This window comes from Petrimonas sulfuriphila, assembly GCA_038561985.1.
GTDB classification, from domain to species: domain Bacteria; phylum Bacteroidota; class Bacteroidia; order Bacteroidales; family Dysgonomonadaceae; genus Petrimonas; species Petrimonas sulfuriphila.
Map to the genome: position 1 here is coordinate 2,045,328 of CP073276.1, position 23,043 is coordinate 2,068,370.

Consider the following 23,043-nt stretch of genomic DNA (forward strand, 5'->3'; position numbering starts at 1 on the left):
TTTTATTCGCTATAATTCATCCATACTTTCATTTGTCCGGCTTCCCGGTTGTCCCACGCGTAATAGGGGATAAAACGAATGGTATCATCTCCCGTGATGGCGTCGATGGTAGTGACGCCGTTCAGCAGCGTGGGGTTGAATGTTTCCTTGAATCTGGCAGGCGGGGAAAGCGTCAAGCCATCGAACGAAGGATTGTCCGTTTCTTCCGCGCAATATACCAGCGGCCCTCGTTGAACAGCCCTTTTCCCGGAGTTTTCTTTTACCCGCGGATCGGCCTGTACCGTTTCCACCGGCATATCCAGGGCAAGCGTTACCTTGTCTCCCGATTTCCATTTCCGGTTGATTACCAGGTATCCCTTTTCAATCAACGGATCGGTTATTGACTCTCCGTTTACGGCAACGGTGTAGCTTTTGCACCATCCGGGGATTCGCAGCCGGAATTCTTTCCTGACGGATTTTTTGAGCGACTCAACGGTAAGGGTCACGTTGCCGTCCCACGGATAGCTGGTCTCCTGGACCAGGGTCATCGTCTCTTTTCCGGTGTTCACGTCTGCTTTGTTTCCGATGTACAAATTTACCCAGACGGCCCGTTCCGATGTTCCGTAAATATAGTTTCCGATGGAAGGAAGAAAACGGGAGATCTGGCTGGGGCAACAAGCCGTACCGTACCATTCCTTGCGGTGATGATCCCCGTGAGAAGCCAGCGGATTCACGTAAAAGAACAAGTCTCCTTTCAGCGACACGCCTGCCAGTACACCGTTGTACATGGACCGTTCCATCACGTCTATGTATTTTGAGTCGCCTGTGAACTGGTGCATACGCGAGTTCCAGTAGACCATTCCCACCGAAGCACAGGTCTCGCAATACGCTTCGTAGTTGGGCAGGTCGTAAGGCTCCGTGAATCCTTCGTTGTGGCGTGATGACCCGATCCCTCCGGTCAGGTACATTTTGGTCAATACCACATCGTCCCACAACCGGTTCAACGCGTTGATATAACCGGCTTCGTTCCTCAAGGCAGCCACATCTGCCATGCCGCAGAACAGGTACATGGCCCGGACGGCATGTCCGTTTATGGTTGATAACTCCCTGACCGGTATCTCATCCTGGTAGTACAAGGGGTTCCATGTCCCTTCCGTCCCCTTGGAACCGTGCCCGTGTCCGCGTTCTTCAAGCAGCCAATACGCAAAATCGAGGTACTTCTCCCGGTTGGTAACCTCGTATAGTTTTACCAGCGCGAGCTCAATCTCCTCGTGCCCCGGGACCCAGTGGCGTTTTCCGGGCCCAAACTGATCCATCATATGATCGGCCATTCGTATGGAAACATCGAGCAGTTTGCGTTTGCCGGTGGCTTTGTAATAGGCCACGGCCGCCTCCATCATGTGCCCGGCGCAATACATTTCGTGCTTGTCCATGTTTGTCCAGCGTTTATCCCTTCCGGTCAGCGTATAAAATGTATTGATGTATCCATCCGGCTCCTGAGCGGCCGCAAACTTGTCGATCCACTCATCGGCTTTTCTTTCCAGCTCGGGGTTGGGGTTGTTTATAAGGCTATAAGCCATTCCCTCAAGTGCCTTGTAAACGTCGGAATCATCGTAAAAAATACCGGAATGCCCGCCTGACCGCCTGGCGGCATTTTCGAAGTTCCGTATCCGTCCGGTTTTATTCTCGATTTGATCGATACATACGGGAAGTGTATGTAAAACGTGATTTTTCAATCTTGGCGACCAGAAATTGTCGTTGATCTTTACGTGTGAGAAATCGACCGGAGTTATATTCCTTGTCGATATCTTATTGCTTGAATGTGAATTTTGTCGGCATCCTGTGCATGTCACGCTTATTATAACAGCAATTGTTGCCAGAAATATTTTTTTGAGTCTCATTGTTAATAGATATTATGGCTGAGGATATTTTCCAGTATCAAAGATAATTATTTTTCGTTTGAAAACTGAAAAAACGACAAAAAGGGTTGTCAACAATACAGTTAACGACCCTTTTTAAGAAAGAATGAAAATTTAGAAACTGTTTTGAATTTTATATTTCTTCAAAATAGCCCGCTATCAAGTGCGAACTGAAAATCCAAATCCATCCCAAAATAGGCATAAAACAGGACATGAAAAAATCAAAACAGTTTCTTACAGTATCCCTTTGCAGACTTATTGTCCGGCATAAATGATGGAAATAATGCCTAAGATGAACAGGATAAACATCCATATTAACAGCTTGTTGGTTGCTTTCGAGGAGTTTTTAAACTCTTTCCAGATAAACACACCCCAAAGTGCTGCCACAAGAGTAGCACCTTGTCCTAAACCATAGGATATGGCTGCACCGGCTTTTCCTGCTGCGATGTAACTAAAAGCCGTACCAACTCCCCAAATAACGCCTCCCAATACTCCTACCAAATGCGTTTTTAAATTGCCTTTAAAATACTGGGAGTAATTGACAGGATTTCCCACAAATGGTTTTTTCATTACCAGGGTATTGAGAATGAAATTGCTTGCTAATATCCCTATCGAGAATATAAAAAACGCGCCATAAGGAGTCAGCATGCCTTCGGTAGGGTTTTCTAAATTTGTCAAATCCATTGCAGAAGCCACGAATCTATAAAAAAAGGACATCAGGAATCCAGCAATGATTGCGATAATAATTCCTTTTTTCCTTGTCTTTTGTTCCTCGGTTCCCTTGCTCATTCTACTTGAGGCAATGCCGTTCATTATGATCGCAGTGACAACCAGGAGAACACCTAGGAATAAAATGACGGGATCGCCTTTTGGTGCACCGAAGTAGTTGATAAAAACGCCCAAAACAAGTGCCAGGCCTACACCCACCGGGAAAGCAACAGACATTCCGGCCAAAGAGATAGAAGCGGAAAGTAATATGTTGGAAGCATTGAAGATAATTCCTCCTGTAAATGCACTCCAGAAACTTTTCGGATTTACTTGCGTAACATCATCAATAAACCCTCGTCCTTGTTCACCTATGCTTCCGAGGGTAAAACCAAAGATGATTGAAAGGAGCACGATTCCGATTACGTAGTCCCAATAAAACAACTCGTACCGCCAAGTTTTAGCGGCTAACTTTTGTGTGTTTCCCCAAGAGCCCCAGCATATCATGGTTACGACACATAAAATTACGGCTAATAAATAATTACCTACTATAAACATATCCTTTGAAATTAAATTAGTTATTTGTTCATCAAGTCAAATACACCTCTCCACGTTTTGTAGGGATGTTGATTAATTTCTTTCATTGTTATTCTTTTATCAGGGGCAACCATGTGCATACGTGCGAATCCTCCCAACAGTTCACAGAGGCATAATCTACCATACGTATGTTGCCTTTCGTGGTAGGTACGATAAACTCCATGCGGGCATCGGAACGGGTGGGTGTTGTTTTAGTCACTTTCACCACGCCACGCTTGTTCTCTTTAATTTTTGTTGGCTGATTGAATGTGGGATCGATGTTTTCATCGCGCGCCAATACAATGGGCCCCCAAGTAACCGCCTGGAAGTTTTCGCTTCCCGGAGCGCTCCCTTGAGGTCCGTCTATCACTCTGGCAATCATTTCAAACTCTATTTCGATTCGATCGTTATTTTTCCATTCACGATCAATAATCGCATACTGTCCCGATTCCACCTTTAGGCTTTTACCGTTCACTTTCACCTTATTTTTCTTACTCCATTCAGGTATTCTTATCTGCACCGCGAACCTCTCGGCTTTTTCGGGGTTCACATGGATTTTCACTTTTCCCGAATGAGGATAATCGGTTTCAATCTTCAATCCCAAAGCTTGTCCTTTCGGCGTAGTGGCATTTACATCCGCCGCATTGTAGAGGTTGATAACCGGTCCGCGCTCGGAGTTGGTCACAGCGATAAGCGGGATATACGACAAACCTACCGGACCACTCAGGTTACAGCAAGTAACAAGCAAACCATTGAAGCTACGTCCCCAGCCACTGGCATTTACTTTTTTCCCGTTGAGCAGGTTAGCATAACTAAATCCATCCCCGGTAGGCTTCATGGCACCCAGCAACCCGTTATATATATATCTTTCGATTTGGTCCATCGGAGAAGACTCCCCGGTTAACCGCATCAATTGGCTGCAGTACTTCATCCATGTAACACCCACGCAGGTCTCCATCATTCGCTTGATGTTCGGGTGGGTTTGTTCAAGAGCGGTGTTAGTCCATGCCTCTCCATTTACTTTCGGAAAATAAGGCTGATCGGCTCCTCCATTGCCGATAATGGTCATCTCTTTCGTACGCACATTATTGTAGTAGTTGTCTAACATGCGCTTCACTTCAGGTTTCCCCGTTACGCGGTAATACTTTGCCAACCCCTCAAACAGAGATGTTATCTCGTATGCTTTGGGATAGGTTCCTGCCATCTTGTAGGGCTCAACGTTGTTGTATGCATTTTCGAACAAGTCATGATTTTTCGCTCCTCCCGCTTCGATAATATAGGTTGCAAAATCGAGATACCTTTGGTAGCCCGTCATTTGGTAGAGTCTCATAATCGGCTCAAGTATCGTGCTCGACTCAATTTTCTCGGAGCTCCATCCCATTTGATTAATTGGTGATTTTGGAGCCGGACCAACTTGGTCAATAACACAGTCTGCCTGACGAATAAGGCTTTGAAGAACAGCTGGATCGTGGTTTACCCAATCGTAATAATCCATCAGTCCAAGCATAACGTATTTCCGCTCCCATATATCTCCTGTGGCGCTTTCAGGTTGCTTTTCTATTGGCGAACAACTGATACTTCCATTCGGGCGTTCGGTAGAGAGCAAATCCTTAACGGTTTCATCCAATATTGTTTTCAGTTCGGGATCTTGGGTGTAACGATAGAACAAGCTTGCCGACCGGGTTGCCTTACCCCACATCTCACCCACTGCGAACTGGGTCCTTCCCACGCGAAACAAATCAACGAAAGTGGCGTAAGGGAGTACACCCTTATTCCAATTGACCAGGGAATTTTGTATGTCGTTTTCCAAATTCCCATGTAGTTTTATGGAATTTGGGGCTAATGGAAACTGTTGGTCTTTTACCTGCGAAAACAGTGTTGCTGATAAGCTAAAAAGTAAAATAAATATAGTGTTTCGTAGCATAACTTTTTTAAATTGTATTGAATTTATAATAAACAGAGTGGATGGTAGACTATAGATTCTCTATGCGTATATCACTCCAGTATGCGGCCTCCCATGCCCACCCGTTTGCTTTATTCTCAAGGTCTATTTTGACATTTTTATTTCCTGCAAAGGGAGTTAGGTCAAATTCAACATCTAACCGTCCGTTTTCATCTACGGTATCCTTCCCGATGGTCACCTCTTTTTGTATAGAACCGTTGACCCGAATAACCAGTAGCCAATCGCCTCCGTTATGGTGAGACACCTGAGTCTTAAGAACTGTCTTCTTCCCATTGGGAATGTCTACAACTCGTGTTAGCACGCAAGGCATATCTCTAGATAAAGGATGCGTAAGAAGCACGTTGTTTTTTCCTTTGTAGGTCTCGCGGAGTCCCGGCTGCATATCGGAGCCGCAAAAAGCGATTATCCATCCCGGGAATCGTTGGTCCAGATCACCCTGAATATTCGCCATGGCTAAATGTTTAATCTTCTCCATTTCTTTTTCCGTGAAAAGAGAGTTGGCTATCGGTTCCGGATCCCAACTAAACACCAATGGACTTGGAGTGGGTGTTTTAACGGGAATCACAAATACTTCTTCTCCGTTTGAATCGGTCTCTACACGTCCACCTTCTTGCACAACGTATTCTCTGGCAAGCTTTTCGCAAACGTCAAGCAATTTCGGGAAATTGTAAGGCGTGTGGGAGAATTTGGTTTCCTGGTCAAGATTTTCCTTGAATCGGTCTGGCAGGTTCGACGTACCCATGGTGGTAAACAACACACCTGCTGCATTTGAAGGGTTGCAATCGGAGTCTTGTCCACAACGGGTAGAAATAATAATTGTCTGGTCTATATCCTTCTCTCCGTAAAGCATACCGATAAGGATATATGCTCCATTTATTTTCACATCTATACCACCGTTTGAGTTCTTTTGGTATTCGGGATTTCTCCGATACTTTTCCTGACATAACTCCCAAGTGGCTTTCCAATCGGTCGGGTTGGCCTTGTACCATGAAACCACGTCGCGTACCATCTCGGCATATTGGCATCCCTCGGGGATACATGCTAACCCTGCCTCGATGATTTTTATGATATCATCTTCAAAAAACGCTTCACTATACATGCCGCCGACAAATTGCCCCGCATACACACCGTCGCTGTAATTCATCAGTCGTCCGAATGTATCACCCAAGGCTATCGGCACATTGGGCATTCCGGGGGCGATAAGACCGGAGTAATCGGCTTCTATCTGATAGTCAATATCATGAGGGTTGTTGCTGAAAGCCGGATGACTGCAATCGGGAGGGGCAATCCCCATGCGCAGGTTGCGTCTGCCGGTCTCATTAGCACACCATAAAGGGTATTCCGTATTTGCGAAATCAATACCTGCCTGACGGATAGAAACACTTATGCCATACTCTTCCAGAGAGCGCAAGAAGGTCATTTCCACATAGAGGTCGTCTTGATTAAAAGCTTCATTAATCATTTCATGGCCCCATAGTGGCATCTCCTCTAAAGGGATAATTTCGTCTTTCCACTTGAATTCGGTGGGGGCAGCCCAACTAACCCCCACTATCTGGCCGAGCCAGCCTGCCTGTAATTTATCTCGATATTCCCGGACGGGTAGCCTCCGGTATTTTATGTCAAGATCGTTTTTTCGTGTTAAGGAGGTACATCCCGTCAAGCTTATTGTGAAGATAATAACAGCTATTTTTAAAATTGTTTTCCGCATTCTTAAAAGGATCATTATTTATAATTTAAAGTAACAGCAAATATGCACTTTGAGGTTTTACAGGTAGATGTTGTTTTGATTTAAAAAGGTGACAATGTCCTGTTCATCGGGTATTGAAGGCTGTGCTCCAAGTGAGGTGACACATAGCGCTGCCGCTGCAGTTGCATAAATAAGTGCTTGTTTAATTTCGCTGTATTTCCCAATTCCGACTGCAAGAGCCCCACAGAAAGTATCTCCCGCCGCGGTGGTATCTTTTACCTGTACCTTGAATGCTGGAATCTTTAACCAATCAGTGCCGTTGCTGTATATGCATCCGCTACTGCCAAGGGTGAGGATCACGTTTTTCACCCCTTTCTCTAAAAGAGTTTTTACCATTTCCTCTTCACCAATTTGCTCAATTTGGCATTTGCTGATGGTTTCTGCTTCAGTTTCATTCACCACCAGCATATAAATGGACTGTAGAATCTCATCTTCAATACTGTAAGCGGGAGCGGCATTTAAGATTACTTTTGTATGCCCCGTTGATATTTTGCAAATCGTCTTTACTGTTTCATAAGGAATTTCCATTTGAAGCAAAATAGTATTGGCCTGAATGAGGCGGTTGGAGTGGGGAATGATATAATCGGAGGAGAGGTATTGGTTGGCACCCGGAATCACAATGATGCTGTTCTCTCCGTGTTTATCTACCCAGATTGAGGCAGTCCCAGTGGTGACATTCTCCTTTACAAGAGCAAGCGATACATCTATCCCTTCCTTGTTATAATAAGCCAAAGCATTTTTCCCATTGAGATCGTTTCCTACGCAAGTGATGAAACTTACGGCTCCGCCTGATCTGCAGGCTGCAACCGCCTGGTTGGCCCCTTTGCCTCCCATGGCTTGTGTAAAAGACAATCCTTCAAGGGTTTCCCCTCCTTTGGGGAAATGATCCGTAGTTACGATATAGTCCAAGTTTGAACTTCCTATAACGACAATTTGATTCTTTTGCATATTATATATAAGATTTGACCCTGAAATGATATTCAGGTTGGTAATGATCCCGATTATTTTTGTTAGCTTATGTCGTACGGTTTAAAAAAAGTGATTTCTTACCACAATTTCAACGTGATGTGACGGTCCTTCCCACATATACAATTTGAGAATTCAACGTCGGTGCCGGTAGGGATGGTTGCACGCAACACCTGATTCGGATATAACGGCATTGGGTACATATACTCCCCATACTTGATTTCATAAGCGATATCGCTGAGATTGGTGATCTCGATCATCCCATTTTTCTCGTTAATCACTCTCACAGAAAGTGAAGCTTTGATAAGGGATTTCAGTAATCCTTCATCTCCTGACAAAACATTGTTATAGAATGCCAGGGTTCTGCCCGAAAACATCGCGTCCTTAACTCCCTGTTCGGTATAATCTTTAGCAAATACCAGGGTCATTGGACGCATTAACTTCCCCCTGTAGAGGTTGGCACTGGTGTAGTGAATATCAGAGTTGGATATGGGAGCCAGATTAAACTCCTGACACCAGTCAATAACCTTCGGATAAGCCTCCCAACCATTAAAAACTTCTATTCCGTGAATTTTCTGCTTTTCAATTAATTCTCTATGAATAGGGTACATTGTGCTTTTATCATCCGGCCAACCGGGATGATTCCATAAAATAAAACCACCTTGTTTCATTGCCTCATCGATCGCTTCAATCGCATCCGGACGCTCAAGCTTGTTCGCATCTTGAATAAAAAGGGCGTTCAGGTGACCCAGCGGTTTCTGACGCGTAATTTCTGCTCCTTTTATTACCAGCATCCCAATGGCATCTCCCTGGGCTTTTGCGATTTCATAGGATTTGTTGTGATCGCTGATCAATATTTTCTTATTGGCCCGGTATTCAATATGGTCCGTTATGGCTATTACGTCCAGACCTTCATTCCAGGCTTCCTTGACCCGTTGGTCTGGCCAAACTTTTCCATCGGAAAAAACGGTATGCACGTGAAAATCACATTTCAGCGTTTTGTATCCGTCAATATCGGGTATTCTGATGTTGTATCGATAATCCTGACTGTTTAAATTCGGATATTCGTAGACCTCATCGTTTTGGACCTGGGCAGTACTGTTGAAAAAAAAACTGAGGAACAAACAGATGTAAATGTAAGGAAGTGCTTTTGTTTTCATATATTCATTGTATTTTTCTTACAACGTGAATTTATTTTTTTGATTAAATTGTAGATGTGATTTTTTTCTATCCTTTATGACTGATTAATAATAAATTAATTTCCCCGGTTTGTTTTTGGAATATTCAATCACATCCTGTGTTTCTATTCGGTATCCGTCAGGGATTTCTTTGGCTTTTAATGTGATGTTGTTTTCGCCCTCCTTCAAATCATAATTCCAGGTAAGCTCATGGCGTCTTACGCGATTATCTGTGGGGATTTTTGCCACTTCATACAAGTTGCCGTTGATATATACTTCGATTTCCAGGACAACGTCGGGCAGGTTGTTATTCTTCATAGCCCTGCCTCCCAAAACAAAACCTGAACCATTGATCTTGAATGTTACTTCTCTGTTTTTACGGGTAAGACTGCTTCCAATCCTTCTTCTCTCAACCGGATACAACCCTTCAAAGCTCTTTTCAAAAGGAACAGGTTCTGGTTGCTGGTATTTGATGGTGAACATATCTCCATCCAGTCGTCCACCGTTTCGGACGATCATTTCTCCCGCATGACGTAAACCTGTTTCGTAGACCTTGTTAAGGGACATCTCGGTGTGTGCAAAATTTAAATCCTCTACTTTGTCCAATCCCTGTTTCCAATATGCCGGTATCTTGTCGTACCCGATCATTGTTCCTAGAATTCCGGCAGCATTGGCCGGATTACAGTCTGAATCGTACCCGCATCGCGTACTGATATCAATAGTCGCGCCATAATCACCCTTGCCATAAAGTAAGCCAATAACAATATATGCACCGTTGATTGTAGCATCAATGTTGAAAGGCATAAAAACTCCGTCCGGACAACCGATATCTGATGTCCATTTTTTTTGTGCCTCAAACCACGCCTTCTTCCAGTCATTCGGATCTTCACGATAACACTGTATCATATCGGCAATGCATTGATAGTAGTTGCTCTGCTTAGGGATAGATTTCAAAGCTTCTTCCACAATGAATTCGATATCATTATGCACAAAAGCCAGTGCATACATGGCCGCCACATAAATCCCGCCGTATACTCCATCGCCATAATTCATGATATGCCCAATTCTCCAGCCAATCTCTGATGCGGCATTGACCATTGCCGGAGACATCAACCCGGCAAAATCGGCTTCAATCTGGAAATCAATATCATCGGCATGTGGATTGTTTTTCCAATGTCCTGACTCGGGTGGCATGATACCGTTCAGGATATTGTATCTGGCAGCCTGGTTTGCATGCCATAACGGGTAGCCTGCATTGGCAAAGTATTTTGCATGTAATGAGTCGGGTGCGTCCAGTCCATACTTGTCAAAGACCTGTACAAATGTTAAATCCATATAAACGTCGTCATACAAGCCCGGGGAATTTTTGTAATACCACGACATGCGTGAGCCGTCCCAGGGAATGCCGATCTCTTCTCCGATCATTGTCCCGTTCCATTTGAACTCAGTAGGGCCACCGTAGGTACATCCAATTACCTGGCCTGCCCAACCTCCTTTGATTTTATTCAGCAGCTCTCCTTTGCTGATTTTATAATCTTTTGCAAACGTGTCGCCCACATTGCACGATAAAAGGGCAATCGCACCATAAAAGAAAAAAAGCTTAAGTTGATTCATGAGAATTCAGTTATTGGGTGTATAATTTTGAGTAGAATCCGTTATCAGTTGTGCAAATATAGAGTAAAAAAGATTTATGAACAAACGTTTGTTCATTTTTTGAGAAAAAAACAGCCGATTTCAGTAATTGATTTATAGTGTATGGAGCAATTGCAAACCTTTTATGTGTATAGTTGGCTGATAAATAGCATTATATGCTTGCTTTCGTGATTGTTGAAAGTATATTCAAAAGTCAGCATGATAGACGAATGATGCAAATTGTTTATCTGTGTAACCTCATTATTTGCATGGAATCTTATTGAGATTTTGGGTTGTGCTAACGATTGAGCATTACTGATTTTATTTGTATATTGATTAATATTACTTACTTTTGACCAGAATTTCTTTTTTTGATGGGTAGAACAGATAGATTATATAGTGAAAACGCCGGAAGACATGAGCAATCATAAAGTGAGTATTACTGACATAGCAAAAAAAGCCGGACTCTCCACAACAACCGTGTCAAGGGTCATTAATGGTAAAGGTGAACAATACCGCATCAGTAAAGTTTCACAGCAGAAAATCCTGGAGGTAGCCAAAGAGATGCGGTATGTGCCGAATCTCTATGCAGCCAATCTCCGTACGGGTAAAAGCAATACCGTTGCACTGATTGTCCCCTCTTTAAGCAATCCTTTTTTTGCTTCCATCGCTAGCGGGCTTAATGCAGAGATCAGGAAATACGGATACATTACCATTATCAGCGATAGTGATGAGAACTTTGAAAACGAGAAAAAAGAGTTGGAGCAGCTGAGTGCTAGAAATATTGAGGGGTTGATTATTGTTCCTTCCGGAAATCAGTGGAGGCATATAAAAGAGCTCTATGATCAACAATTGCCCATTATTTGTATTGACCGGTATTTTGAAGATTTGGATTTGCCCTATGTCTCTACGGATAATTATGATGGAGCATTTCATGCTACAAAGTATCTCATTAATAACGGACATGTATCCATAGCCTGCATACAAGGTGTCAAGGAGTCAACGCCAAACCGGTTGCGGGTAAAGGGATTTAAAGAGGCGCTTGAACAATCGGGTATCCGTGATTATTGGGTTGTTGGAGATGATTTTACTATACAGAACGGATACCTGGAAACGAAACTCCTGATGCAGCAGAAGGTAAGGCCAACAGCCATATTTACCTTAAGCAACACCATTGCAATGGGGTGTATAAAGGCATTGAAAGAGGAAAATATACGCATACCGCAGGATGTCTCCATTATAACATTTGATGAACACCCCTATCTCGATTATCTATCAACGCCTCTCTCGTGTGTAGCCCAACCCGTAAATGATATCATCCAGATTGCGGTTAAGTTTCTTTTTACAAAACTGGAAAACAAGGATATGAATGTGATCAAGGTGCTTTTAAAACCCAAAATTATAATTAAGGATTCGGTCAAGACAATATTATAAATTTAGTTATTAAAGCACTGGAGTATACTTCTGTTTCCGGTCAATATATCCCATTTGAAATAATTGGATAACTTTCATCCCGCTATCTGGCACTTTCGATCATGGAAAGAATATTCTCCAGGGGTGTTCCTGCCTGAATATTGTGGCAGGAACAACAGATGTAACCACCATTCTTGCCCAGGGTCCTGACACATTCCCGTGTCTCTTCCGCCACTTCTTCTGCTGTGCCCATGGGCAGTATTTTCTGGTTCTCCACGCCACCGTGAAAGATCAGTTCATTTCCGAAGGCCTCCTTAAGTGCCGAACGATCCATACCGGGACATACATGTTGTATAGGGTTCAGAATATCAATGCCACATTCAATCAGTTCAGGTATCAATGGCAGCACGGCCCCGTCGGTATGATACAATACTTTTTTCCCATGCCGGTGAATCAGGTCACACCACCCTTTTAGCCGGGACTTGAAATGTGTCCTCCAGGACTCCATCGGAATCAGCATGTTGCTTTGCATACCCATGTCGTCACTGATAAAAACGATATCAAGCGAATCGTCCATTTCCGTTAACATTCGTTCCAGCATTGCGGTTTGAATGGCATCAATCTTCTCCAGGGCAGCATCGAGAAAATCAGGATTGATGATCGTGTCCAGCAAAGCATTTTCCAACCCCCGCATCTGGCAATAAATTTCGAAGTGTGATATCCAGGGCCCTATGGTGGCAAAATCCCAGGCACGGGCCTCCAGGGCAGCTTTTTTTGCCCCGGTATAATCAAATTTGTCCGGGTCGGGCCATAAGGGATAGCTGTCCAGTTGGGAGGGGGAGTGGTAGTCGGCAATCGGAGGATTGATGTATTCCTGGTAGGTAGCCAGTCCGGCCTTGGTCATGCGTGTGGGAACCCCCCACATGGTGATCTCCCCACTGTCGTTGGGGTCGAAAAATCGGCCTGCATATCCGGGGAAGATCCATACGATCTTGTCAATGCCCAGTGCATGATAGACAGCCAGCTCATCCTGTAGGCCGGTATGTTCACGCAAAACATTCAGGATTTCCGGGGTACACCAAATGTCCACCGGTGTCCGGTCCACGGGTCGGCGGTTGATGGTAGAAAGTATTCGTTCTCTTGGAGTCATGATAATAATTGTTTTAATGGTGGTTTTTGATACTGCGGTAAATACATGTTCTGTTGTTGCAAATATCGCATGCGTAGCCTCTTTTCTTTACCTTTTTCCCGATGCCGACGATCCCGCTCACGCTTTTCAGGGGTATCATCAGGCTGCTCCCCGTCAGGCGGATGTTGCAGGGCTGTCCGGGAAGAAGGGAGAAAAGCGGTTGCTGTTCACTGACAGGCCAGTTGCAATAACCGGGGCTGTACCGGTTGGTGACATGCATCCCAAGCTCCCTGAAAGCATTCTCCAGTTTCTCCTGAATCAGGTCCATGGCTCTCTCCACCACCCATGAACCCATGGTGTCGGTGATGAATCCCTTCAGGTAATCCCCCTGCTTGTTGTACTCGCGTGAACGGGCAGTAAAACCTTCACCCGCCGTACAGACAAGCAGGGCCAGCTTTTCCGCTCCCTTCATGTACCCGCAAATCTGTTGTTGCGGGTGGATCTTCCTGTCCAGGATCCTGATCGACCCCTCCTTTTCGTCAATGCGGATATCCTCATACACCGCATATCCTCCCCGTATGCTTGCCAGACCAGGGAGTTGGCCGAACAGCCCGGTCGCCTCGTGCACCACGGGATTGTCGGGTGAGTGGTCAGGCACCTGCAGTAGCCGCAACAAGTCGCCGAGGTGCAAGCGCAATTCGTCGGGTTCAATGTGATAATCGACAAAGGTCATGAAAGGTTCACTTTTGGTTGAAGGCGGCGAGCGCGTCATAAAAAGCCCGGATGTTCTCCGGCGATACATGCGGAGGCACATCGCAGCCGGTTGACAATACGAAGTTTGGATAAGGGGCGGTCTCTTCGAGGAGCTGCGTGACCTTTTCCTTAACCTTTTCGGGGGGCAACATCTGCAATACGGCTACCGGATCGATATTCCCCATCACCAGTGCATCCGCCGGACATTGCGCCAGTGCCTCCGTCATATTTGCCGCATTGCCGAAATGATAGGCCGCGGCACCGGTTTGTATCATGGCATCCGTACAATGGCCCCTGTTTCCGCAATTGTGGAGCACTACCATGAACTGTTCGTCCTGTACCGATTCAATGATCCTTTTGACATACCGGGAGGAAAACTGCAGGCAATCATCGTTGGAGAGCAGTCCCGCGGCCGGCTCCGCGATGACGATACCCGCGCAGCCGCTTTCCTGTTTCAATGCTGTGGCGTAGGACAGGATAAACTGCGTGCACTTCTCGAGCAGCAGTTCCACCGCACCGGTTTCGAGATAACAACCGGTCATGATCTCCGACATGCCAAACAGTCTGCCCGCCAGGGAAAAAGGGCCAATCACACCGGCCAGTACGGGTCGGGTATCGATCATCCCTGCCGCCAACCTGTTGGCTTTCAGGTATTGTGGTATTCTCCCTGCGGCCAGGGAGGGAACCTTCAACCGCTCTACGGTTGAAGCATCAACGAGCTTCCCGGAAATATGGGGCATGTCCTCCTCCGGAAAAGAGATGTCACATCCAAACGCTTCCGCCTCAACAGTCAGGTCCATGATTACCGTGGAGGCTTTGGAAGGATATTTGTCGCTAAGCGCTTTAATAGCCCTTGCATGAACCTCCCCGTTCTGGACGGCTTCCCTGACGGAGTATCCCAGCATCTCGATCCCCGGATGCGTCATGACGGGGATGGCATACCGGTCGGGGGATTGGATGATCTGTTCCATCCAGCTTTTAATTTCCATCATGATGCATTGTTGATTGTCAGTTTATCCAGTATCTCCACCATCTCCTGAGGCCCGTCCGTATAATGGTCGGCTCCGATTTTTTGCGCAAATTCACGGTTCAGCGGGGCACCGCCCACAAAGGTGATCACCTCCGGAAACGCTTGTTTGATTGTTTGGTTGATAACCGCCATGTTGGCCATGGTCGTTGTGAGCAAGGCTGACATTCCCACAAAGGCGGAGGGATGGTCCTGAAGCGCTTCAATAAATTTCGTTGCAGGGACATCCACGCCCAGATCGATGATTTCATATCCGTTTCCCTCCGCGATCATGCTGACCAGGTTCTTTCCGATGTCATGCAAATCGCCTTCCACCGTGCCGATGATCAGTTTTCCCTTGTGTGCTACCGTTCCGTCAACGAAAAATTTTTTCAGGTGCATCATCCCGCAGTTCATTGCCTTGGCGCTCATCAGCACCTGTGGTACGAAGACCCGGTTTTCCCTGAATTTTGTCCCGATGCGTTCCATCCCTGCGATTAATCCTTTTGAAAGTATTTCCGAGGGTGGAAAGTTTAACTCCAATGCCTGCAGGGTAAGTTCGTCCACACCCGGTTGTCCCTTCATTTCCGGGGGATAGGGAACGCTCCGGTTAATCTTCCCTTTATCCACACAGTTGGCAATCTGCTCAAGAATATTTTCCATACGATATTGTTATTTTATGTTAGTGATTTATGTGTTGAAATTTTTTGATTTTTCTTTATTCAGGGGTTACTGTTATTTTGTGTCTTGAAATGAAAGGCTTTTACCTGTTTTCCCCCGCTGTTGGAGATCTGGATATCCATCTGTTGTTTATTGGCCTGGACGTTGATCATCTCCCTGTTATGGTTCACCAGTATAGGAAAATTAATCGCGTCACTCCTTTCACGATAGATGTGGTTATGAAGATGACCGCACATCATCAAATCAATATTTGCTTTGTTTAAAATGGGGACGAACTTGTCCAGGATCTCTTTCTCCCCGTGCCAATTTCCGAAAGGAGGGATATGGGTGATCACCACCTTAAAGGGAGATTGCTGAAATTCATCACCCTGAATCACCTTTTCCAGCCATTGGGCTTGTTCGGTACGGTAATTGTCAAAAGCTACGATGCCACTGTATTCAATGTCGTTGTCCGGCTTGTCCTCACCACAGTCGAGCACGATAAAGCAGACGGGGCCTTGCCGGAACATATAATATAACTGGCCGGTAGGGGTGGGAAAGTAACGGGGAAAAGTTGTTGCGAAATTTCCCCTGGTTTCATGATTCCCTCTCGCATAATAAAAGGGTGTCTCTTTGGCAAACAACGTCACTGCTTTGTCCAGAAAGTCGTCGAACAGTTTTTTTTCTGAACGGAGATCGGTGGTCATGTCCCCGTTGAAAAAAACCAGGTCGGTTTTATCCCATCGGGCCCCTATCAAGAGAGAATCCATCAGTTCGTTGTTGCCGTGAATGTCATTCAATACCAAAAAAGAAATTTCCTCCTTTTGAGGATTGTTGGTGGTGAATTTAAGCGGTGTTTCACTGTATACATTGCTTGCCACGGTCCGGCCGTAGGTTACATGATACGCTTGATGGCTCAGTACCTCCTGGGAATAGATTCGGTACCGGTAGGTAGTGTTGGGTTTCAGATTCTTCAGCCTGACCATATGAACAGAATCGACCACTTTGAATCCGTATGATTCTGAAAAAAATTGGGGTCGCGGCTCATGATAGAAATGGGTTTTGTCGTCCGGAGCCAGCTCCACCCACGATATAGCCCTTTTATTGGTTGTCCAAACAATTGTTACTTCATCTTCAGTCAATCCTTGCAGGTAGGGACCATGGGTAATGGAGATCCGAGACTGAGCAGCAAGAGACATTGAGAAGTTCAGGAAAAGAGTTATTAATAAGAGCAACTTGGTATTTTTCATTATTTATTAAGTGTTGTTGATTTTCTTGCAAATTTATTAAAACTTTTGTCTACTTCGATGGAAGCATCATCATCTTTCGACATCGTATAACGTTTCCTGCCTTCCGGAATGACCACTTTCACCACATCATCCATCTCGGTGCGCTGTGCGGGTAATAAGGAGAAGTTTATGAATCCGTCCCTGTAAATGAAGGGAATCGATTCTCCCGTGCGGAGAAGGGTCACAGCTATTGGTTTTTGGCCTGTCCGCAGAGATACCTGTTTCTGGAATGACGGCAGGAGATGCAGGTACCAGTTATTACCCCGGCTAGTGATCATCACGTTGCTTCGTGCAATTCCCGGTGAGGGAGCTGCTCCAATCACCGACTCGCGGCTATGTGACATCCATTCGGCTATTGCCTCCATATTTTTGTAGTAGTTAGGGTGCATCTCTCCTTTGCCATCCGGTCCCACATTCGGGAGGAAGTTCCCCCCTAATGAACGGCTGGCGACAAGATGCTCAAAAAACCAGGCATAAGGCCTGAAGGTGCCTGTTTTGTCATACCCCCAGCCACCACCTCCCGATGTCCAGATATCACAGTGTTCCCACCATTGGGATGGCGTATAGGTGGGGAGAATACATTCAAAAGGAGTGGTGAAGTCACCGATCCGCATGCCGCTTCCGGCAGGGTCATCGGGATTCACAATGTTGGACCAGCGGTCGTTGATCACAATCCCCGGTTGCAGGGAACGGATCCAGGTATAGATCTGCTCTGTGTGCATATCACTCACTCCTTTGAAATACATGCCATCCAGCCACAGAATATCAATTTTGCCGTATCGGGTAAGGAGCTCTTCCATTTGTGCAAGGACAAACCCGAGAAACCGTTCGTACTTCTGATAATTTGCGACAGAATCGGTAATAGCCGGCAGCTGATGCCACTTCTCCGCATCATATTCATTGGGGTGCATCAACCCCGGAAAATGCCAGTCCCTGGGAGAGAAATAAAAACCAACCTTCAGGCCGTTTTTTCTACAGGCATCAACATAAGGTTGAATAAGATCCCGCCCACCCATGTATTGTTTGGTACCAATACCATATTTGGAGGGCCACAAGGCATAACCGTCATGGTGTTTGGTGGTAAGCACGGCATAGGTGAAACCTGCTTTTTGGGCTGATTTCAACCATTTGTCGGGGTCGTAGTTCTGTGGATCAAATTGATTGGCCAGGGCATAATAACGTTCGGGAGGTGCTACTTTCCCTCCATACCTGTAATGGGCAATCATATCCCACGATGGTTGTGCGCCCACCACACTGTGAATCCCCCAGTGCATGAAAAGCCCGAGGCTGGCATTGGGATACCACTGCGCGTCTTTATGGGGATTGGGTAGTACCAGATCCTCTTTCAGCGGCGTTGATATCACTTTTTTGGCTCTTTCAATATCTTTGCTGTCGATACGGTAGGATTCCGGGAAACTATTGAGTTGTGCCGATAATGGGATAGTTGTTGTACACAACAGTAACAGGATTGCACACTTTATCTGAAAGATTTTATTTTTACTACTCATGGATAGGTTTTACATTTAGAGAATTCGAATCGTATTATTTTTGAATTTCAATGATCTGCTTTTTATTTAGGTCTCCCTGATACAAGGTGAATTGGACTGCTCCTTTACCATACTTCCAATCATCTATTCTGATGCCATTCACCAGCAAATAAGAGGGTTTTGTATCGGAGAAAATTTCAAGTTCCCAGGTTCGCTCTTTGGGCATCCCTTCGTATCGGCCCTCTACGGGATTAAAGGTAATCTCTGTATTTTGTCCGGTATCGACACAATCGATCTTCGTCTTTGAAAAATCACCCTTTTCATATGCAAAAGTGATCCCATCATCTTCCCAGAGTATATAGCTGCTTGTTTGATAAGGATAGATCTTCAGCTCAATGGTATCGAGTAAATTTTCACCAATAAACTGAGTCGGTTTTTGGTAAGGAATAATTGCCCCTTCGCGGATAAAAAGGGAGCCACCTCTCGTTTCCGGCACCGAAGCATGAATGGTCTTGTTGCCTGTAACTGTTTCGCCGGTCCAGTAATTGATCCATTTCCCTTTCGGCAAATAGAGAGAATCACTGTTGACCCCTACCAGCAGATGGTCTCCAAACATAAACTGGCTGGTCAGGTTATCCACTGTACGGTCATCAGGGAACACCAGGGGCATTGCCCGCAAAATGGGCATTCCGGACTGGCTCCCTTGCAATGCTGCTGAATAGATATAAGGGAAGAGGCTGTTGCGAAGGGTTGCATAAAAGTGAAAGGTCTCTTTCTCTTCCGGGTTCATGTACCAGGGATGAAGCAGGTTGTACCAACTGTTGACCTGGATCCAGGGAAAGAAGAACCCCATATGCATAGCCGCCTTGTTGTCAGAGACCTCTACCAGGACGTCGGCCGAAGTATTGACGAAGCCGCTAAGGCCAAGATTCAGCTGATCGAGCAGGGCCACTTTGTCTCCGCCGTTGTCTCCGCTGGTGGATACCCCCCAATGCTGGGTTCCGGCATATCCCCCGCAATAGTGGTGAAAGGAGCGTATACCCTTGTGAGAACGGAAGGTCTCGTACATCTGCTTGGGGAGCAACACCTGATTCAGGTTATGCATCTCTTTGTCTGTAAGCCCGTTATGATATGCTCGGTCTGGGTGTTCATCGAGTGTGTGGGCAGGGTCCAGTTTGAATCCATCTACACCCTGATCGATAAACCGGGTGAGGTGTTGAAACCAATGATCTTTGCCGGAGAGTGACGTTCCGCGCTCCAATGCCAACTTGTCTTCCTCGGCGATGGTCATGTCATGATCGATACAAAGCCATAAAGCCAGTTTAAATCCAAGGCCATGTAAACGGGAGATAAAGAGGGTGGGGTGTTCATATTTTGGAAATTTCTCTTTTTCCCAAAAGGGTTCTGCTGGGAATTTGTCGAAATTCCAGTTTTTAGAGGTGGAGAAATCATATCTTTTTTCCATCCACTGGGGTTCAAGCCAAAAAATATCACAAGGAATCTGCTCTACCCGAAAACGAAGTGCATCGTTCAGGATATCCAGTTGATCTTCCATTGTGTTGCCGCCAAATGCAAGTCCGTACCCCCATTTTGGCATGAGGTAGGGCCTTCCTGTGACACGGGTATAGTGATCAATCACCTCGGTCATTTGCCTGCCTAGTAACAAGTAAAAATCGGGATCACCCTCGCTGTTGTAGACAAAAAGGTTGTCTTTTTGAAAGCGACCAATATCCAAATAGTTTTTTGCCGTTGTATTATTGAAGATGCCCCATCCCTCAGAACTGATGATGAAAGGCATCGGTATTTCTGTCTTTTTGTAAGTGGCCCACATGCGCAGAGCCGTACCCCGGTGTTGGATGTTGGTGCGACTGGTACTTCCTCCCCCGTAGAAGCGCTCTTCTTCTTTGAGGGTGACGCCAATTATCCTGCCCTTGGAGAGATTGCCAACCTCATCCAACAATTGGGCCTGTATCGGTGTGTCCGATTTTCCTGAACCGATAATTGCTTCGTCCTGCCTTATCTCTCCAAAATAGGTGTTGAGGGAAGCAGCCAGCTCGCGGGCTATGGCATCCTTAGGCTGGATAAAGGAAATTCTTTCCACAACAAGTATTCCATTGTTATCGGTAACGGTGATGTCACCAGCAAGAGGATCCACAGTGAGGCGATACGACTCTGTGGAAATTATGTGTTTTCCATTCTTCTTTTTGTGGGTGGCACCGATTGGTTCCCAATCCGTTTTGATGATTCCGTACCTCTCCATCACGGTTTCCTGAAATTCACCTGTAGGGGAAATCCTGATTCGAAAGATTTCGTTTCGGCACGCCTGGATACGTAAAACCTGTCCGTTGTGAAGCGGAATATCAAACGGGTCCGGCCTGCCTTTGGCATTCAGTTGATGATTCATGCCGGAAAAGAACCAAAGCAGTCCGGCAAAAAAGAATAGAATATGTAAGTTAATCTTCATGTAATCCCAGTGATAATTTATCCATCCATCCGTGATTGGACTTTCCTCAAGTTAAGGGAACTTGTGGAAGTTCTCGTATTTTATTTTCCAACTACTGTCTTTCGGGAACCCGGGGGCTGTAACGTCTCCGGCGCCATCCCATCCTTCAGCCATCATGGCGATAGCTGTCAGTAACCCTCCGTTTGACGGGAAATAGGGATAAGGTGATCCTTCGCCATAGGCCAATCCGTGTTCATCAAAGATATAATTATCGTGCAACAGCAGGTCAACCGCCAGCTCCGGCCGGCCTAACCGGGCTGCTGTCATTGCCAGCATCGGAAAATCCCATCCCCAGATCCTTTTAAAATTCCAGGTGGAAAGAATCTTGTCGAAGGTCTTTTCCAATATTACTTTATCCACATCATCGCCGGGTAACATGCCATAAATACCAATGATGGCAGGATGCTCAAAGGTATATTTGGTCCACATATCGGGTATCCCCTCATACAGGACATAAAGGCTATCTTCCACCGGATAGGGTGATAACTGGTGATAAACACTGTCTATTTTTGTCGGAACATCGATATTGAGTCTGTTGTACCATTCTTTAGCTACCTTCAGTCCGTAACGCCAGTAACCCAGTTCAAATGTGGGATTGAACGTTTCGGCATAAGGTGTGTTTTCTGAAACGGGAACAATGGGAGGCCCCAGAACATATTCATCTTTTTCCGGATGATAATAGGCAAACGAAGCCAGGAATTCCGCGGTGCTGAAGACTACTTCCCGCCATTTCTCTAGCGTTTCCCGGTTTGGCTTTTGACGATATTCCATCTCTGCAAAGTAGATAGGATGAGGTTGTTGCCATATCAGAAAAGCATGGGCAACGCCTGGCCACTCCACGTTATTGTATGCAGTACATTTTGGCCATTTTGTTCCCTGAAAGCCTTCACTCTTAGCTCTTAGTCTGGCCGTTTCCAGGAAATCTTGATAAATACCCAGGCTCTTGTCTGCCAGCTCCTGATTATCCCATAAAGCCCAATGTGCCAGATGCCACCAGATCATCTCAAAATGGAAGCGGCCATACCAGCCGTTGTTGTTTACCAGCCCGCTTTCTTGCGGAGGTAAGGATCCCGACTCATTTGCCTTCATCAGGTAGCGGGATAAAACGATGCGTCTCTCCAGTTCAAACCAACGTTCGTCTTCGCTCTCGGAGAGATCGACCGCTGCTCCCGATTCCCAAAATTGCTTCCATGCTTTCCTGCTAGCCGAAAGTCCTTCTTTTGCTGTGACAGGCTTCTCTTGAATCTGTTTGGGTGAGAACTCACAGGTGAATGCCATCTTGTTTCCCTCGGGAGTTAGCCTATAAGTGTGAGGATTATCTTCTGCCTCGGAAAAGATACAGGGGGTATCCCAGGACAACGCAGAGTAATATTTTTCCTGATCTAGCTCCCGGGTAAAAATAACCTTTTGCTTGGTTCCTGTGTAGGTGGTTGCATGTCTGTCGGGTTCATCCCAAATGCCGATATAATTTCCTTTCCTGCTGTTGTGGGCAGAAGCTCCGGGAAAGGTGATCTTTACAGCCAACCTCTTGAGGTCGATAAGGGGTGATTCTACTGTCACGGCGATCAGGTCTCTATCGGGATGGCAGGCGGTATATACCTGTACAGGAATATCATCAATCTCAAAATAACTGGAGATGATGCCGCTCCAAAGATCCACTTCCTGCAGACAATTCTGCAGGTCGGTCATCGCTACTTCCTTGCCCTCCGCACCCAACAGTGAGAAAGCGATCCTGGCCAGGTTGATCCGATGCGGGTTGCCCACCAGCCATTCGGTAATCACCTTTTGCTCTTCCGTCTTCTCGTTTCTGAGGGGATAGGTGACCATCCTTCCGTTGTGAAGTACTTGCTGTCCCTTGAAATTGCTAATATCCACACCTTCGGGTACCGGGTCCGAATGCCATCCCCATTGCGACAGGGTATTGAAAGGAACAAAAGTCTGTAATCCGGTGATATCCACTCCAAAAGCGATTTCACCGTTTCCCACTTGTGCCGGACTGCGTTTGCTGAATTTTTCGGATACGATGTTGTGTCGCGAGACCACCTCCTTGCGGTTGATTCTGTTCTTATTAGCTGGATTGTTACAGCCCAATAGCAGGATGATCAGTATAAAATAGCTTACCCTCATGAGGATTCGTA

The 23,043-nt window shown here is 45.8% G+C and carries 16 protein-coding genes; 1 reads left to right on the forward strand and 15 read right to left on the reverse strand.

The window, feature by feature from the left end; all coding sequences use genetic code 11:
• Positions 1-2 precede the first annotated feature (2 nt).
• The 7 genes from KCV26_08480 to KCV26_08510 all read right to left on the reverse strand — a co-directional run bounded on the left by KCV26_08480 (position 3) and on the right by KCV26_08510 (position 10,647).
• Entirely contained in the window at positions 3-1,880 is a 1,878-nt protein-coding gene (locus tag KCV26_08480; GenBank protein ID WZX35374.1) for a glycoside hydrolase family 127 protein, read from the reverse strand.
• A 273-nt stretch (positions 1,881-2,153) separates the two neighbouring features.
• Positions 2,154-3,161, reverse strand: coding sequence for a multidrug DMT transporter permease (locus KCV26_08485; GenBank protein WZX35375.1), 1,008 nt, complete (start codon positions 3,159-3,161; stop codon positions 2,154-2,156).
• Positions 3,162-3,249: 88 nt separating this feature from the next.
• Complete coding sequence (locus KCV26_08490) at positions 3,250-4,989, reverse strand: glycoside hydrolase family 127 protein (protein WZX35376.1); 1,740 nt, start codon at positions 4,987-4,989, stop codon at positions 3,250-3,252.
• Positions 4,990-5,152: 163 nt separating this feature from the next.
• Complete coding sequence (locus tag KCV26_08495; protein WZX35377.1) at positions 5,153-6,865, reverse strand: ADP-ribosylglycohydrolase family protein; 1,713 nt, start codon at positions 6,863-6,865, stop codon at positions 5,153-5,155.
• A 42-nt stretch (positions 6,866-6,907) separates the two neighbouring features.
• Positions 6,908-7,837 carry a ribokinase gene (gene rbsK, locus KCV26_08500; protein WZX35378.1) on the reverse strand — a complete coding sequence of 310 codons (930 nt, stop codon included), beginning with the start codon at positions 7,835-7,837 and terminating at the stop codon, positions 6,908-6,910.
• Between the two features lie 98 nt (positions 7,838-7,935).
• A complete protein-coding gene (locus KCV26_08505; protein ID WZX35379.1) occupies positions 7,936-9,015 on the reverse strand; it encodes a hypothetical protein in 1,080 nt (359 codons plus the stop codon).
• A gap of 84 nt (positions 9,016-9,099) precedes the next feature.
• Positions 9,100-10,647: an ADP-ribosylglycohydrolase family protein gene (locus KCV26_08510; protein WZX35380.1), complete on the reverse strand. Its 1,548-nt coding sequence runs from the start codon at positions 10,645-10,647 to the stop codon at positions 9,100-9,102.
• A gap of 435 nt (positions 10,648-11,082) precedes the next feature.
• On the opposite strand from KCV26_08510, the gene KCV26_08515 reads away from it, so the two are divergent.
• A complete protein-coding gene (locus tag KCV26_08515) occupies positions 11,083-12,099 on the forward strand; it encodes a LacI family DNA-binding transcriptional regulator (GenBank protein ID WZX35381.1) in 1,017 nt (338 codons plus the stop codon).
• 82 nt (positions 12,100-12,181) lie between these two features.
• On the opposite strand, the gene KCV26_08520 is transcribed toward KCV26_08515, so the two are convergent.
• Genes KCV26_08520 through KCV26_08555 form a run of 8 tightly spaced genes read right to left on the reverse strand, consistent with a single transcriptional unit; the run spans position 12,182 to position 23,032 of the window.
• Complete coding sequence (locus KCV26_08520; protein WZX35382.1) at positions 12,182-13,228, reverse strand: hypothetical protein; 1,047 nt, start codon at positions 13,226-13,228, stop codon at positions 12,182-12,184.
• 13 nt (positions 13,229-13,241) lie between these two features.
• Complete coding sequence (locus KCV26_08525) at positions 13,242-13,979, reverse strand: hypothetical protein (protein WZX35383.1); 738 nt, start codon at positions 13,977-13,979, stop codon at positions 13,242-13,244.
• The gene (locus tag KCV26_08530; GenBank protein ID WZX35384.1) at positions 13,948-14,952 is read right to left on the reverse strand and encodes a uroporphyrinogen decarboxylase family protein; all 1,005 of its coding nucleotides are present in this window, start codon (positions 14,950-14,952) and stop codon (positions 13,948-13,950) included. The genes KCV26_08525 and KCV26_08530 overlap by 32 nt, the downstream gene beginning before the upstream one ends.
• Complete coding sequence (locus tag KCV26_08535) at positions 14,949-15,629, reverse strand: corrinoid protein (GenBank protein WZX35385.1); 681 nt, start codon at positions 15,627-15,629, stop codon at positions 14,949-14,951. Before KCV26_08535 ends, KCV26_08530 begins: the two co-directional genes overlap by 4 nt.
• 59 nt (positions 15,630-15,688) lie before the next feature.
• Positions 15,689-16,876: a metallophosphoesterase gene (locus KCV26_08540; GenBank protein ID WZX35386.1), complete on the reverse strand. Its 1,188-nt coding sequence runs from the start codon at positions 16,874-16,876 to the stop codon at positions 15,689-15,691.
• Complete coding sequence (locus KCV26_08545; GenBank protein WZX35387.1) at positions 16,876-18,423, reverse strand: alpha-L-fucosidase; 1,548 nt, start codon at positions 18,421-18,423, stop codon at positions 16,876-16,878. The genes KCV26_08540 and KCV26_08545 overlap by 1 nt, the downstream gene beginning before the upstream one ends.
• A gap of 34 nt (positions 18,424-18,457) precedes the next feature.
• Positions 18,458-20,866 (reverse strand): DUF5110 domain-containing protein, encoded by a 2,409-nt coding sequence (locus KCV26_08550; protein WZX35388.1) that lies wholly within the window; start codon positions 20,864-20,866, stop codon positions 18,458-18,460.
• A gap of 51 nt (positions 20,867-20,917) precedes the next feature.
• The gene (locus KCV26_08555) at positions 20,918-23,032 is read right to left on the reverse strand and encodes a hypothetical protein (GenBank protein ID WZX35389.1); all 2,115 of its coding nucleotides are present in this window, start codon (positions 23,030-23,032) and stop codon (positions 20,918-20,920) included.
• Positions 23,033-23,043 lie beyond the last annotated feature (11 nt).